Origin of the sequence: Eubacterium multiforme (assembly GCF_030813415.1) — a bacterium.
GTDB lineage: Bacteria > Bacillota > Clostridia > Clostridiales > Clostridiaceae > Clostridium > Clostridium multiforme.
In genome coordinates, this window is the sequence record NZ_JAUSUF010000007.1 from 30,899 (window position 1) to 46,415 (window position 15,517).

The 15,517-nt window shown below is 28.4% G+C and carries 13 protein-coding genes; all 13 read left to right on the forward strand.

All coding sequences use genetic code 11. From position 1 onward, the window contains the following. Positions 1-45 precede the first annotated feature (45 nt). The 13 genes from J2S18_RS10295 to J2S18_RS10355 all read left to right on the forward strand — a co-directional run bounded on the left by J2S18_RS10295 (position 46) and on the right by J2S18_RS10355 (position 15,414). On the forward strand, positions 46-1,263 hold the full coding sequence (locus tag J2S18_RS10295; protein WP_307486665.1) for a glycoside hydrolase family 88 protein: 1,218 nt from the start codon (positions 46-48) through the stop codon (positions 1,261-1,263). A 46-nt stretch (positions 1,264-1,309) separates the two neighbouring features. Beyond that, positions 1,310-2,122: a PTS mannose/fructose/sorbose/N-acetylgalactosamine transporter subunit IIC gene (locus J2S18_RS10300; RefSeq protein ID WP_307486667.1), complete on the forward strand. Its 813-nt coding sequence runs from the start codon at positions 1,310-1,312 to the stop codon at positions 2,120-2,122. A 12-nt stretch (positions 2,123-2,134) separates the two neighbouring features. Further along, positions 2,135-2,971 (forward strand): PTS system mannose/fructose/sorbose family transporter subunit IID, encoded by an 837-nt coding sequence (locus tag J2S18_RS10305; protein WP_307486669.1) that lies wholly within the window; start codon positions 2,135-2,137, stop codon positions 2,969-2,971. A 17-nt stretch (positions 2,972-2,988) separates the two neighbouring features. Continuing rightward, the gene (yajC, locus tag J2S18_RS10310; protein WP_307486671.1) at positions 2,989-3,279 is read left to right on the forward strand and encodes a preprotein translocase subunit YajC; all 291 of its coding nucleotides are present in this window, start codon (positions 2,989-2,991) and stop codon (positions 3,277-3,279) included. A gap of 122 nt (positions 3,280-3,401) precedes the next feature. Continuing rightward, complete coding sequence (locus tag J2S18_RS10315; RefSeq protein WP_307486672.1) at positions 3,402-5,417, forward strand: heparinase II/III family protein; 2,016 nt, start codon at positions 3,402-3,404, stop codon at positions 5,415-5,417. Positions 5,418-5,433: 16 nt separating this feature from the next. After that, positions 5,434-7,182 carry a solute:sodium symporter family transporter gene (locus tag J2S18_RS10320; RefSeq protein WP_307486674.1) on the forward strand — a complete coding sequence of 583 codons (1,749 nt, stop codon included), beginning with the start codon at positions 5,434-5,436 and terminating at the stop codon, positions 7,180-7,182. A 191-nt stretch (positions 7,183-7,373) separates the two neighbouring features. Further along, positions 7,374-7,934, forward strand: coding sequence for an undecaprenyl-diphosphatase (locus J2S18_RS10325; RefSeq protein ID WP_307486676.1), 561 nt, complete (start codon positions 7,374-7,376; stop codon positions 7,932-7,934). Positions 7,935-7,966: 32 nt separating this feature from the next. After that, the gene (locus J2S18_RS10330) at positions 7,967-8,620 is read left to right on the forward strand and encodes a DedA family protein (RefSeq protein WP_307486677.1); all 654 of its coding nucleotides are present in this window, start codon (positions 7,967-7,969) and stop codon (positions 8,618-8,620) included. A gap of 212 nt (positions 8,621-8,832) precedes the next feature. Continuing rightward, positions 8,833-9,357 carry a peptidylprolyl isomerase gene (locus J2S18_RS10335; RefSeq protein WP_307486679.1) on the forward strand — a complete coding sequence of 175 codons (525 nt, stop codon included), beginning with the start codon at positions 8,833-8,835 and terminating at the stop codon, positions 9,355-9,357. A 13-nt stretch (positions 9,358-9,370) separates the two neighbouring features. Next, positions 9,371-9,733, forward strand: coding sequence for a DUF3783 domain-containing protein (locus tag J2S18_RS10340; protein ID WP_307486681.1), 363 nt, complete (start codon positions 9,371-9,373; stop codon positions 9,731-9,733). Positions 9,734-9,739: 6 nt separating this feature from the next. Continuing rightward, positions 9,740-10,417, forward strand: a complete 678-nt coding sequence (locus J2S18_RS10345; protein WP_307486682.1) for a helix-turn-helix domain-containing protein — start codon at positions 9,740-9,742, stop codon at positions 10,415-10,417. 226 nt (positions 10,418-10,643) lie between these two features. Continuing rightward, positions 10,644-14,117 (forward strand): S8 family serine peptidase, encoded by a 3,474-nt coding sequence (locus J2S18_RS10350; RefSeq protein WP_307486684.1) that lies wholly within the window; start codon positions 10,644-10,646, stop codon positions 14,115-14,117. A gap of 61 nt (positions 14,118-14,178) precedes the next feature. Continuing rightward, positions 14,179-15,414 (forward strand): peptidoglycan-binding domain-containing protein, encoded by a 1,236-nt coding sequence (locus tag J2S18_RS10355; protein WP_307486686.1) that lies wholly within the window; start codon positions 14,179-14,181, stop codon positions 15,412-15,414. Positions 15,415-15,517: the final 103 nt, after the last annotated feature.

Here is a 15,517-nt window from a genome sequence, read left to right on the forward strand (position 1 = left end):
ATAGGTTATAAGGGCGTAAATAAAAATAATTAAGAGGTGTTATTTGTGAAAATTAAAAAGATAGAACCAATTAAGAATAGAGAAAAATTTTTAAGTCAAAAACTTTTAACTAAAGAAGAAGTTAAAAATGCAATAGAAGATTGTATAAAAATAATAGAAAAGAATATGAAAAAGTTTCCTGGAGATAAATTCCCAGATTCATCAAGCGTAGATTATAAATATCCTGTTATAGAAAACATTGAATGGACAACAGGTTTCTGGACTGGAATGTTATGGCTTGCTTATGAATATACAGGAGATAATAAATTTAGAAAATTAGCAGAAGAAAATATACAATCATTTAAAGATAGATTAGATAACTTAATAGAACTTGGACATCATGATTTAGGATTCCTATATACAACAACTTGTGTTAGTGCTTATAAGCTTACAGGGGAAGAGCTTCCAAAAGAAGTTGCTATAAAGGCTGCAAAACAATTAATTACAAGATATCAAGAAAAGGGAGATTTCATACAAGCGTGGGGACCTCTTGGAGCAAAAGATAATTATAGATTAATAATAGATTGCTTAATGAATATTCCTTTATTATATTGGGCAGCTGAAGAAACTGGAGAAAAAGATTTATTTAACAAAGCATACAATCATTACAAGACTGCTTGCGATAACGTTATAAGAGAAGATGGATCAAGTTTCCATACATTCTTCTTTGATAATGAGACTGGAGAACCTTTAAGAGGAGCGAAGAGACAAGGATATTCAGATGAATCTACATGGTCAAGAGGACAAGCTTGGGGAATTTATGGAGTGCCATTAACTTATAAGTATACAAAAGATGAGAATGCAAAGAATCTTTTTGAAGCAGTAACTAATTTTTATTTAAATAGATTACCTGAAGATTTCGTATGTTATTGGGATTTAATATTTAGTGATGAAGGAAATATTCCAACAGATTGTAAGGTAGAGGATCAATCAAGAGATACATCTTCAGCAGCAATAGCTGTTTGTGGAATAAATGAAGCTAACAAACATTTAGAAGAAACAGATGAAAATAAATTAGTTTATAAGTATGCAATGCATGCAATATTAAGATCTTTAATAGAAAATTATGCAGCTAAACCAGAATCAGATTCAGAAGCATTATTATTACATGGAACTTATGCAGTACATGCTAATAGAGGAATTGATGAAGGAACTATCTGGGGAGATTATTACTATTTAGAAGCATTAATAAGATTCTATAAGGATTGGGATTTATACTGGTAAAAATTAAATTTTACATATTGTCGAATAATTGAAAGGATGTGGAACAATGACAATATCACTAGCACAAGCTATCATAATAGGATTATTTTCAGGTATATGTTTAGCTGGTCAAATGCTTGGAATTTACACAAATCGTTCACTTGTACTTTCCTTGGGGGTAGGAATAATTTTAGGAGATATTCCAACAGCTCTTGCAATGGGAGCAATTGGAGAAATGGCTTTCCTAGGATTTGGAGTTAGTATCTGTGGAGCAGCTCCTCCAAACCAATTAGGACCTGGTATAATAGGTACTTTATTAGCAATTACAATGAAGAATAGTGGAGTTACTGTTGAACAAGCGTTAGCTTTATCATTTCCATTTGCAGTAGCAGTTCAATTCTTAGTTACTCTTTCTTATACATTATCAACTCCAGCAGGAGCTTGGATGAATAAAGAACTTAAGAAAGGACATTTCTTGAGATTTAAAATACTAGCTCATAGCTGCGTTATTATGTTATTTATTTTTGGATTCTTAGTAGGATTTGGTTCAGCAGTAAGTATGCCAACAGTTAAGTACATAATATCATTAATTCCAAAATGGTTAATGCAAGGAATTACAGTTGCAGGAGGAATGTTACCAACAGCAGGTTTTGCAATAGTAATGGATAAATTAACTAATGGAGAAAAGAAATACTTAGCATATGTAATTCTAGGATATGTATGTATGTCATACTTTAAATTACCAATATTAGGATTAGCATTTGTAGGAATAATATTTGCTATATATGACTACTTCTCACGTCAAGCACGTAATAAAGCTATACAAGAAGCGGTAAGTGCTGCTACAGAGAATAATAATTTAGCTAAGGAAATAAAATAGGAGGGGCTTAGAATGGAATCTCAAATAACAACAAACGAAACTAGTTCAAAGAGTGTATTTAAGTTTAGAGATTATTTAAAAATAGGATTTCGTACTTATTTAGCACAAGATGTATTTAATTATGGTACTTACATGGGACATTGTTGGGCTTATGTAATGTGGCCAGCTTATAAAAAATTATATGGAAAAGATAAACAAAAACTTATTAATGTTACTTTAGATAATACTGAATTCTTTAATACTAATATGCAAGTTATGGCATTTATAACAAGTCTTTATATGGCTATGTTAGATAATGGTGAAACTTTAGATGAAGCTCGTTCTATAAAATTATCTTTAATGGGACCTATTGGAGGAATTGGTGGAGCAATTTCACAATTTGGATTAGCTATGATTTTTGCCAGTGTTGGTGCATCTATGGCTGCTCAGGGATTGATTTTAGGACCAATATTCTTCTTTGTTTGCATGAATCTTTGTGTATTTGGTTTAAAAATACTTACTACTTGGCTTGGTTATAAACTAGGAACAAATGTTATGGCTGGATTAAAAGAAAAGATGAAAGACATAACTGATAGTGTTTCAATAGTTGGTGTTACAGTAATTTCTGGTCTTATAGTTCACTTTACACATATAAAACTAGGTTTACAATATTCAACATTAGTAAATGGAAAAACTCAAGTTGTTAAGATTCAAGAAATATTAGATAAAATATTACCTAATATGCTACCAGTTATATTTGCTACAATAATATTTATTTTAATTCACAAGTACAAATTTAATATGTATAAGTTACTAGGAATTGTATTTGGAATAGCTATACTTGGATCAATTTGTGGAATATTAGTATAAAATAAGGATGATTTTATATGAAAGATGCAATAATTATAGGATTTATACTAACTGTACTACTTTATTTTTTATATAGCTCAATAATTTTACCAACAGTCAATCAAAAGAAATTTATGAATCAACAAAAAAATGTAAAAGATTTCCAAGATGGATTAAAGGTATCAGATAATGTATTAACTATGTCTGGAATGTATGGAGTTATAGTAAAAATTAATGAAAACATTGTTTCATTAAAGGTATCACCAGATGTTGTAGTAAAGATAGATAAATCCACAGTAGTAGGAATGAGTAAAGAAAAAATATTTTAGTAAATAAAAAAATTCCATAGTACCTATTTTCTATAGATTTAGGTATTGTGGAATTTTTAAAATTAAAAACAATATTTAATTATGTATTAAGGGAACTAAAGTCTTATTAATAGGAGGAAAATATGGTTAATAGGTGTAGTGTTTTAAAAAACAATTCCACAAAATTTATGAAAAATTTTAAAGTTGAAAATGTAAGAAAATATTGCAAAGAAAATTTTAAAGATGATTGTAAAGGTATTATAGAAAAAGCAGATTTGTTATTAGAGAATAGCTTTATTTTTGAAGAAAAATGGGATATGGAGCAATGTCCAATTAAATATACTTTAGATTCAATTGATTGGTTGAAGAGTCCAAATGGAGATGAAGAATGGATATTCATGTTAAATAGGCAAGAGTATTTATACCAATTGGTAACTGCATTTTATTTAACAGGAGAAATTAAGTATATAAATAAATGGAAATTCTTTGTTTTAGATTGGATAGAAAAAAATAAATTAGATACTAACAATCCTATACCAAGTTGTAGAGTTATTGACACTGGGATAAGGTGTTTAAGTTGGGTAAGATCATTATTATTAATAGGAAGCAATGAGTTTTTTAGTGATGAGGAATTAAATAAAATAATAGAATCTTTAGATGAGCAAACAGAATACCTAAAAGATATGAATATAGAAAAATATAGATTAAGCAACTGGGGTGTTTTACAAACAACAGGAATGATAGCATCAAAAATATTAACTAAAGAAGATTATTTAGATGATGAAATATTCAAATGGGCATTAGATAGATATGAAGAGCAAATGAATATTCAAATATTTAATGATGGGTTACAATGGGAACAATCACCAATGTACCATGTTGAAGTTTTATTAAGCAGTTTAAAGCTTATAAATTTAATGATTGAACTTAATGCAGCAATACCTACTAGTATACTAGATTCTACAAAAAATATGTCAAAACCATTAATACATACAACTAAACCTAATTATAGACAAATTATGCAAAGTGATAGCGATGATACAGATACTAGAGATATATTAGTAAAAGCATCAATGCTATTTGAAGATGGTGAATTAAAATTTAGAGGTTATAGTAAGGCTGATTTTGATTCAGCATGGTACTTTGGAAGTAAGTATATAAATATTTATAATGAACTTCCTAAAATAGAACCAAAAGAAAAAAATAAATATTTTGAAGACGCTGGAAATTTATATTTAAGAAATAATTGGAGTGAAGATAGTACCTTTAGTTACTTCCATAATGGAACTATGGGAGGAGGACATGGTCATGCAGACTTGCTTCATTACAATATAGTATATAAAGGAAAAGATTTTTTAATAGATCCAGGTAGATACACTTATTTAGAAAATAATAAGTATAGATACTATTTAAAAAGTTGTTATGCACATAACACTATAGTTATAGATAATGAACCATTTACTGTAGTTAAAAGTTCATGGGATTACTATAAATTAGCAGAACCATTAAAAAATTATGTGAAATTAAAAGATGGAATAAGTTATATAGAGATGCCACTTGTAGGGATTTTAAATAATAAGCAAGAGTATATGGCTATAAGAAAAGTTATAAACATAGAACCTAACATGTGGATTATTGTTGATAACATAAAACTAAGAGGAAAACATAAAATAAATAAATTTTATCATTTAGATGAAGATGTAAAATATGAAGTTAAAAATAATATAAGTTTTTTAGAAAAAGAAAATGAGGATGTTATAATAAGACATTTTAATATAGATAAATTAATGATTAAGGATGATGTTATATCAAAACATTTTAATGTTTTAACAGATTCGAAAACACTTGTTAGTGAAAAGAATTTTGAAGATTCAATTGTTTCATTTGATGTTATTTATGGAAAAGAGAATGAAAAGGATATAAAGATAAAAATAGGTAACTTATATCAACAAGGCAAAAGGATTCCATTAGATGAAAAGGAAGCTACTGCATTAGAAATAGAATATAGCAACAAAAAGTATATAATTACCATAACTCATAATGAGATTTTTGATGGTAGTAAGTTATTAAAGTATAACAATGAAATATCTATATATGGAAAAGTAATTGTTATAGAAAAATGTGATAATCAAACAAAATATATAAAATTAAAATATTAAAGGGAGGGGTAATTATATGCTATTAACAATTGTATCATTTATATTTTTTACTGCTTTAGTAGCTGTTGCATCCTATATAAAAACAAAGGGAAGCGATACTACTGCTAAAGGATATTTCTTAGCAGGAAGAGGATTAACAGCAACTGTTATAGCTAGTTCCATGGTTCTTACGAGTTTATCTACAGAACAGTTAGTTGGAACTAATGGATCATCATATGTAGCTAATTTTTCTATTATGGCATGGACTGTAACATCTATAGTACCATTAGTAGTATTAGCATTATATTTTTTACCAAAGTATTTAAAGGGTGGATTTACTACTGTTCCACAGTTTTTTGAAGAGAGATATGATTCAAAAACAAGGAGGCTTACATCAGTATTATTTTTATTAGGATATACTTTTGTTATAATTCCAGGTTCATTATATTCAGGTGCCATAGCTTTTACAAAGATATTTAATGTAGCTGAAGTATTTAATATAAGTTTTTCAGCATCTTTGTGGATTGTAATTTGGATTACTGGAATAATAGGAGGAATATATGCAATTTTTGGAGGATTAAAAGCCGTTGCAGTATCTGATACTTTAAATGGAATTGGTCTTTTTATAGGAGGATTACTTATTCCTATATTTGGACTTATGTTTTTAGGAAAAGGGGATATTTCCTCAGGATTTAACTTTATAATAACAAATATTCCAGAGAAACTTAATGCTGTTGGAGGTCCACAAGACCCAGCACCTTGGACAACAATATTTACTGGAATACTTATAGTTAATTTCTTTTATTGGAGTACAAATCAAGCTATAGTTCAAAGAACTTTAGCTGCTAAAAATTTAGCAACAGGACAAAAAGGTATATTAATAGCAGGAGTTATGTTATTGCTTTTACCTGTTATTTTAAATTTACCAGGTACAATATCTTATGCTATATTTGGTAAAAGTTTAGAAAATATGGATTTTGCTTATCCTGCGTTGGTATCTAAAGTTTTACCTAAACCATTACTTGGATTTTTTACAGCCACAGTCTTTGGAGCTATACTTAGTACATTTAATTCATTCTTAAATAGTGCGGCTACATTATTTTGTGTAGATATATATAAACCTAAGATAAATCCAAATGCTACAGATGAACATCTTATTAAGGTTGCAAAAATTGTAGGAACAATAATAGCATTAATTTCAATGTTTATAGCACCTTTACTTCAATATGGATCAGAAGGATTATTTTTATTACTAAAGAGATTTGCTGGATTTTTCAATATCCCAATAATAGTTCTTGTTTTAATGGGATTTTTAAATAAAACAGTTTCTGGAAAAGCAGCAAGAATTACAACTTACATACATATAGTTTTATATTACTTATTAATATGGGTATTTAAGGTTAAAATTAACTTTGCAAATATAATGGGACTTTTATTTGTATTTGATATAGGATTAATGTTTGTATTAGGCATTAAATTTAAAAGAGAAGTTCCATATCATATGAACAAGGAAAATAAATCTCATGTTAGTTTAAATTATTGGGAGTACTCTGTATTTTGTAGCATAATGTTAATAGCAGCATTAATTTATTTATATGCATTGTTATCCCCAATAGGAATAGCAACAAAGGTTAGAACTGATGATTTTGGTTTTTACTCAATTATATATTGGATTGTAATAACTATAGTTGCATTTATTTCTCATAAGAAATTTATGAAAAATAAAGTAATAATACAAACAGAAGATGGTAAAGAAGTTGACTCCTTAACTGATAAAACAATTTAATATTAGTTAAAGTTAGTTTTTATATATTTAAACCCAATAATTATCCCTTACTAAAAATAGTAGGGGATTTTTCTATGGGTAAATTAAAAAATTCTCATCATATCTTAATTTAATAATTATTTTTAGTTAATCTCTACTTAACATATTGCTTTTATAATAGTAAATAAATTGTTAAAAGGAGGAGTTTTATTTTGAATTTAAACTTAGAAATTTTTCACCTTATAAATAATCTAGCCTATAAAAATGAAATGTTAGACAAAGCTATGATATTTTGTTCAAAATACCTACCATACATATTTGTGTTAATAGCTATTGGGGTATTTATAATTGGAATAAAAAATAAAAATATAAAATGTAGGAAAGCAGCTGTAAGTACAGTAGTTTTTACCATTTTAAATTTAATTATAAGCTTTATAATAGGTAGTTTGTTTTATGTTAATAGACCTTTTGTACATAATAAAGTTAATTTATTATATTACCATAAACCAAATTCATCCTTCCCAAGTGACCATGCTATTGGAACATTAAGTATAGCTTTAGGTCTTGGAAGTTATAACAAAGTAATAGGAACTATACTTACAGTTTTATCACTTTTAGTTGGGTTTTCAAGAATATATGTTGGACATCACTATCCATCAGATGTATTAGCTGGATTTTTATTAGTTATAATAACAAGCTTTATATACAATAACTTATTAAAAGATAAAGTAGAAAAATTATATGAAAATATAGAAAGAAAGTTCATAAAGTAAAAATATTTTACTAAAGATAAGGAAGTGACAAGATGAACTTTATAAATAAATTCATAGATATAATTTTACATTTGGACAAGTATCTTGGAGTATTAATAAATAATTATGGCATATGGGTTTATGTAATATTATTCTTGATAATATTATTAGAAACTGGATTAGTTGTAACACCATTTTTACCAGGAGATTCAATAATATTTGCATCAGCTACCTTTGCAGCATTAGGAGCTTTAAATATTTTTGTTGTAATGATAGCTCTTACTTTTGCAGCTATAATTGGTGATACTATGAACTACAATATTGGAAAGTATCTTGGAAGGAGATTACTTGAAAAGAAGGATTCAAGATTTATAAAGAAAGAATATATAGATAAAACCAATGAATATTATGATAAATATGGGGGCAAAACTATTGTAATAGCAAGGTTTGTTCCTATAGTTCGTACCTTTGCACCTTTTGTGGCAGGAATAGGTTCTATGAAATATAAAGAATTTATATCTTATAATGCATTAGGGGGAACTCTTTGGGTATTTTTAATATCTATTTTAGGATACTTCTTTGGAAATATTCCTGTTGTAGCAAATAATTTTTCTATAGTTATAATAGGTATAATAATAGTATCAATTCTTCCAGCTTTAATTGGAGTATTTAAAGGAAAGAAATCCTCTAGTGAAAGTATAGAATAGCTACTAATAATTAGTACAGGTGGTATATTTTTATATACCACTTGTACTATATTTTTTTAAAGATATCTTACATTATAATAATTGTTTAATATGATTAAATGATATATAATTTCATTATATATAGAAGTATTGTTTTGCTAAGATTTATATGAATTTATATAGATTTTTTAGACAATAATACATAATAGGTCTAAATTGAAAGGAGAATTTATATGAAAAATCCAATAGTAACAATTGAAATGGAAAATGGGGGAGTTATAAAAGCTGAATTATATCCAGAAATAGCTCCAAATACAGTTGATAATTTTATACATTTAATAAACATGGGATTTTATGATGATTTAATATTCCATAGAGTAATTCCAGGATTTATGATTCAAGGAGGATGTCCAGAAGGAACAGGAATGGGTGGTCCTGGATATGCAATAAAGGGAGAATTTTCAAGAAATGGCTTCAAAAATGATTTAAGACATACAAAAGGTGTTTTATCAATGGCTAGAGCAATGCATCCAGATTCAGCAGGAAGTCAATTCTTTATAATGGTTGCAGATGCACCACATTTAGATGGACAATATGCTTCTTTTGGTAAAGTAATTGAAGGTATGGAAGTTGCAGATAAGATAGTTAAAGAGCCAAGAGATCGTGGAGATAGACCATATGAAGATCAAAGAATTAAAAAGGTTACTGTAGATTTAGGTGACTATTTAGCAAAAGAACCAAAAATATTAGAAGATTAAGAGGTGATCTAAGATGAGTAATAAATCATTATTAGTACATGGCTTATCAAAGGATGAAATAAATTCATTAAGATTATTATCAAAGGTTATAGAAATAACACCAGAAATGGTAGAATTAAAAATTAAAGAAATAGCTGAGGGTAAAAATGTTTCTGATGTTGAAGGAATTATTGAAATGCCAAATGAAAAGGCAATATTATTTAATGGTTTTTCCGATAAAGAAGTTCAAGTTCTAGTAAAGAAAATAAGAAGTGCTGTAAAAGGTGGAGTTCTTGCAGTAGTAACGCCAATATCATGTAATTGGTCATTTAAATATTTACTTACTCATCTTTTAGAGGAAAGAGAATGGTATAAGAAACAACAAAAAGGAGAGTAATAAGTTTTGAGTAGAGTTGGAGATAGAATAAAGGAAGCTAGACTTAAAGCTAATATGCCTCAAAAAGCATTAGCTAAAAAGCTTGGAGTTTCTGAAAAGTATATAAATGAAGTTGAACTTGGAAGAAAGATTGCACAAGAAAGCTTTATTAATAAAGTTTCAAAAGTTTTAAATACTGATTTAAATGATATTAGCATGGTAGCTACAGACGAAGAATTAATGGAAGAGAAGAAATCCTTTAGAGAAGTTAATTCTACTTCTAAGAAAAATAATAAATCTAATGATGTTTGGGAAAATGCATTTTCTTCAGTTTTAAAAAATGTTCCTATATATGATTACAGTTTAAAAAATATAAAGGGACACAAGGAATTACCTATTCATTCTAATAAGATAGAAGGATATAACCAAGATAAGGTTTTATACATTGAGGTTTCTGATGATGAGATGAGTGGATTTAGAATGCTAAAGGGAGATTTAGTATTTGGTCACTTAGTTACAGAGCTTAATCAAAATGGATTTTATTTAGTAGAGTATAAGGGAGAAACTAAAATAAGAGAAATTAGAAGATTAGATAACTCAAAAGCTTTACTTATGAATAACAGAGGAAGTCTTATGACTGAAACTGTTGAAGTTAGAAACATTAAAGTAATAGCAAAATTAGATAGAATAGAAATTAAACTTTAATTTAAGTTTATGTTTTTATTAAGTGTTGATTTTAGAGTAGCAAAGTTATATCTGAAATCAAAACTAGTTTAAAATATAGCTTAATTTAAAAGTTTATATTTAGTAGGAAAAGAGCCATAGGTAACTTGGCTCTTTTTTTGTTTTCAAAAAATAATTAGTTTATCAAAAAAATATCTGATTTCATACAATGGTTATAGTATAGAAATAAATTAGAGGTGAATTAAATTTGAAAAATAAGTTAGATACTTATTTGAAACTATATAGAGCTTTGACAAAAGATACTTTAAATAAATTAAATTTTTTTAAGGGAGAAATGGTTGATGGACAAAATTTCATAGAGGTTGTAATAATAAGTGGGGATAATGTGGATAACATTGCACAAACTGTGGATAACTTAGGGGGTAAGTATGAGAATTTGGGATATGGATATGGAATAGTAAAGATATCTGTGGATAAACTTTCCCAGTTAGAAATGGTAGATACAATACAATATATTGAATTACCAAAGTCATTATATATTTCAGATGCAAGTAGTAATAGAGCAGCTTGTGTTCAAACTGCACAAAGTAGTTATGATGTAAATGGAAGTGGAGTTTTAGTAGGATTTATAGATACAGGAATAGATTATTTACATCAGGCTTTTAGAAATGATGATGGAACTACAAGAATTGAATATATTTATGATTTAAGTTTAGGAGGAACTGTATATAACAAAGAACAAATAAATAATGCTATAAAAAATGAAAATCCTTATAGCATAGTTCCATCAAATGATTTAATTGAACATGGAACTCATGTTGCAGGGATAGCTTGTGCTGGTGGGAAAATACCTATTTCAAATTATGGAGTAGCACCAAAAGCTTCAATTATAATGGTAAAAGCAAATAGAGGAAGATTTGCCCTTAGTACTCAAATAATGAGAGGACTTAAATTTTTAGTTGATAAGAGTAAAGAACTTAAAATGCCATTAGTTGTAAATATTAGTTTAAGCACTAATGATGGAGCTCATAATGGAACCTCTCTTTTAGAAAAGTATATAAGCACAGTATGTGATTTAGAAAGGATAACTGTTGTCATAGCTGCAGGTAATGAGGGAGATGCTTCACATCATGTAGGAGGAACTTTAAGAGATGTACAAACTATATCAATAAATATTGCAGATGATGAACCTTCTGTTGAACTTGCCTTTTATCATGATATTTTATCAGAGGTAAGTGTTCAAATTACAAATCCGACAGGAAAAATAAGTGGAGAAACAAAAATAAAGGAGGGATTTAATGAAGTAAATTTAGATGGAGATAGAATAATATTTTATATGTCAGGGCCTAAACCTTTTGATTTGTTAGGAGAAGTTATAATAGCTTTTATAGCAGGAGATAATTATTTAGTAACTGGAGAGTGGAAAATAAAAATAAGTTCATTAAACAATTATAGAGGAAATTATAATATTTGGATGCCTGTAACTGAAGGGTTAAATAAGGATACAAAATTTTTAAGGCCAACTCTTTTTAATACATTAGGAATACCTGCAACTGTTAATAATGTTATATCTGTTGGAAGTTATAATTATGTAACTAATACAATATCAAGTTTTAGTGGAAGAGGAAAAGTTGGAGATGAAAGTAATATTAAGCCAGATTTAATAGCACCAGGGGAAGGGATAATAGCGCCAGTTCCTTATAATAGTTTTGACTCAAAAACAGGAACTTCTATGGCAGCTCCTCATATAACTGGAATAGCTGCATTATTTATGGAGTGGGGAATAGTAAAAGGAAATGATAAATTTTTATATGGTGAAAGGCTTAAAAGTTATCTTATACAAGGAGCTAAAAGAGATAGACCTAGTGTAACTTATCCAAATGCATTATGGGGTTATGGAACAGTATGTGCCTATAATTCTTTTGAAGTATTAAGAAATATTCTTAACTTACCTAGAAAGGATAGACAAGTTATGAATATTAGAAAAATAATTGAATATTCAGGAGATGTTAAAGCTGGGTTAGCTAATTATCCTAATGTAGAACTAATAATTTTAGATGAAAATTTTGCAGTTATAAATGCTCCAGAAAATGAAATAGATAAAATAGTAAAGGATGTACCTCAAATTGTATTTGCTGAAGCTTCTCCAGTTTATACATTAAATGAAATTTCTCCAATAGACGCATCTGGAGCTCCACTTTTTCATGATAATCCATACCTTTCTTTAAATGGAAGAGGTGTAGTAGTTGGACTTATAGATACAGGAATAGATTATATGAGCGAAGAATTTAGACGAGAGGATGATACAACAAGAATAATATCAATTTGGGATCAAACTTTTGGAGAAGGAGGAGAATCTAGTGTAGCTAAATATGGAAGTGTATTTTCAGAAAGCCAGATAAATAATGCAATAAATACATCTTTATCGGGAGGAGATCCATATTCTGTAGTAAATAGTAGAGATGAAATAGGACATGGAACTATGGTTGCTGGATTAGTTGGAGGTCGAGGAAAAAATCCAAATTTTTTAGGGGCAGCTCCAGATTGTGATTTTATTGTAGTTAAGCTTAAGGAGGCATCAGAAAGATATTTAAGAAACTTTGGTATAACTACTCCTGGAGTTGGAAGGTATGGCAATGTAGATATTGTACTTGCTATTAGATATATATTAGATGAAGCAAAAAGATTAAATAGACCATTAGTTTTGTATATACCTCTTGGAACAAATGTTGGTGCCCATGATGGAAGTTCTGTAGTTGAAAGATTTATAGATGATGTATCAAAAAGAAGAGGATTAGTTGTTGTAGCGTGTACAGGAAATGAAGGAGATTCAGACACTCATACAACAGGAATTATTTCTAAAAATGGTGATATTAAAACTATAGAACTTAGAGTTTCTAATACTCAAACTGATTTGTTTTTTGAAATATGGTGTAGAAGACCTGATAAAGTTTCCTTATCTATAGTTTCTCCTTCAGGAGAAATAATAAATAGAATACCAGCTAAATTAAAGCAAGCAGAAGAAATTAAATTTGTTTTTGAAGGAACAAGAATGTTTGTAGAATATTTTATTCCAGAAGAAATAACAGGAGATGAATTAATAAGAATTAGAGCTAATAATTTAAAAGAAGGAATATGGCAATTTAATCTTATAGGAGATTATATAGTAGATGGAAGATATGATGCTTGGATTCCACAAAGAGAATTATTACAAGGAGACACTAAGTTTTTAAATTCAAGTCAATATACTACTTTAATGCTACCATCAACAGCTGAAAGAGCAATAGTTGCAGCTTATTATAATCAAAATAACAATGCAACTGTAGGTAAATCAGGAAGAGGATTTACAAGAGATAATAGAATAAAACCAAATGTTGTAGCTGGAGGAATTAATGCTGTTGTAATGACTCCAGGAGGTGGAAGCAAAGTAGCTTCAGGAGCATCAATTGCTGGTGCTGTTTTAGCTGGATGCTGCGTGTTACTTCTTCAATGGGGAATTGTAGATGATAATGATCCAACTATGTATTCTATAAAAATGCAAACTTATATAATTAGGGGAACTGAAAAAAGAGAGGGAGATGTATATCCAAATAGAGAATGGGGATATGGAATATTAAGTATGCAGGGAATCTTTAATAATATAAGGGCTAGAGGCTTTAAGGATTATAGATATGATGAATTTTATAGAGAGGATTTATTTATAAGAAAGCCTATTAAATAATTTCACCAATAAAGTAATATATGCATAAGCTATTTATGAAAGAAATAATAAGGAGTCTTTAATGGCTGATAAAGGAAGATTAAAAATTCAATGTTTTAGTGGAGATGATTATATTCCAGTAGAAGGATGCAGAGCAACTATAATTCCTAGAGAAGGAACTGAAACGCAAGTTGAACTTAAAACAGATTCTTCTGGACTTACACAAACTATAGAATTAGATGCTCCACCACTAGAAAATTCACAAAAGCCTAGTGATAAATTACCTTATAGTTTATGTGATATTAGAGTAGAAAGAGATGGTTTTCAACCTTTTGTTGTTAATGGTTGTCAAATATTTCCCGTAGAAACTGCATATCAAAAATGTAATTTAACAGAATCTAATCCATCAAGAAGTAGTAGAGCCGAAGTTATAGATATACCACCAAATAGGTTGGTTGGAGATTTTCCAAGAAAAATACCTGAAGAAGTGGATAAGCCTCTACCAGCACCTTCTAGTGGAGTAGTATTACCAAAACCTGTAGTTCCAGAATATATTATAGTTCATGAAGGTGGACCAAATTCACCAGGACAAAATCACAGAGTTTTATATAAAGATTATATTAAAAATGTTGCCTCAAGTGAGATATTTTCTACTTGGTCACAAAGTACAATAACTGCTAATGTTTTTTGTATAATATCATTTACTTTAAATAGAATTTATACAGAATGGTATAGATCAAAAGGTAAAAATTTTGATATTACTAATTCAACTGCCTACGATCATGCTTTTAATTTTGGAAGAAATATTTATGAAAATATAAGTAATATTGTAGATGAAGTATTTTCAACTTATGTAAGAAGAATAGGAAGAAAACAGCCACTTTTAACTCAATATTGTGATGGTAAAAATGTTATATGTCCTGAATGGCTTAGTCAGTGGGGAAGTAAAGCCCTTGGAGATGAAGGTAGAGTACCATTTGATATATTAACATACTACTATGGAAATAATATTGAACTTACAACAGCTGAAATTGTAAAAGGTAGTCCAAAGTCCTATCCAGGATATGATTTAACAATAGGATCAAGGGGAGAACCAGTAAGAGTAACTCAAGAATATTTAAATCGGATTGCTAAAAATTATCCATTAATACCTAAGGTTGCTATTGATGGTATATATGGAGCAAAGACAGCAGAGCAGGTAAAAGTATTTCAAGGAATATTTGGATTACCACAAACAGGAGTAGTGGATTATAAAACTTGGTATAAAATTTCAGAAATATATGTTGGGGTAACTAAAATAGCAGAACTTAAGCAATAAAAATATATGTAAACAAAATATGTTTTATATTAAAAATTAGTAAATGTGTAAAATTTATATATAAAATAGAAATTAGTAAATAGTTTAAAATTTTTTAAATAGG

Bases quoted from the DNA above. Each gene is read 5' to 3' on its own strand.
- yajC (WP_307486671.1), top strand. From the start codon at position 2,989: ATGAAAGATGCAATAATTATAGGATTTATACTAACTGTACTACTTTAT.
- J2S18_RS10355 (WP_307486686.1), top strand. From the start codon at position 14,179: ATGGCTGATAAAGGAAGATTAAAAATTCAATGTTTTAGTGGAGATGAT.
- J2S18_RS10315 (WP_307486672.1), top strand. From the start codon at position 3,402: ATGGTTAATAGGTGTAGTGTTTTAAAAAACAATTCCACAAAATTTATG.
- J2S18_RS10330 (WP_307486677.1), top strand. From the start codon at position 7,967: ATGAACTTTATAAATAAATTCATAGATATAATTTTACATTTGGACAAG.
- J2S18_RS10335 (WP_307486679.1), top strand. From the start codon at position 8,833: ATGAAAAATCCAATAGTAACAATTGAAATGGAAAATGGGGGAGTTATA.
- J2S18_RS10300 (WP_307486667.1), top strand. From the start codon at position 1,310: ATGACAATATCACTAGCACAAGCTATCATAATAGGATTATTTTCAGGT.
- J2S18_RS10305 (WP_307486669.1), top strand. From the start codon at position 2,135: ATGGAATCTCAAATAACAACAAACGAAACTAGTTCAAAGAGTGTATTT.
- J2S18_RS10340 (WP_307486681.1), top strand. From the start codon at position 9,371: ATGAGTAATAAATCATTATTAGTACATGGCTTATCAAAGGATGAAATA.
- J2S18_RS10320 (WP_307486674.1), top strand. From the start codon at position 5,434: ATGCTATTAACAATTGTATCATTTATATTTTTTACTGCTTTAGTAGCT.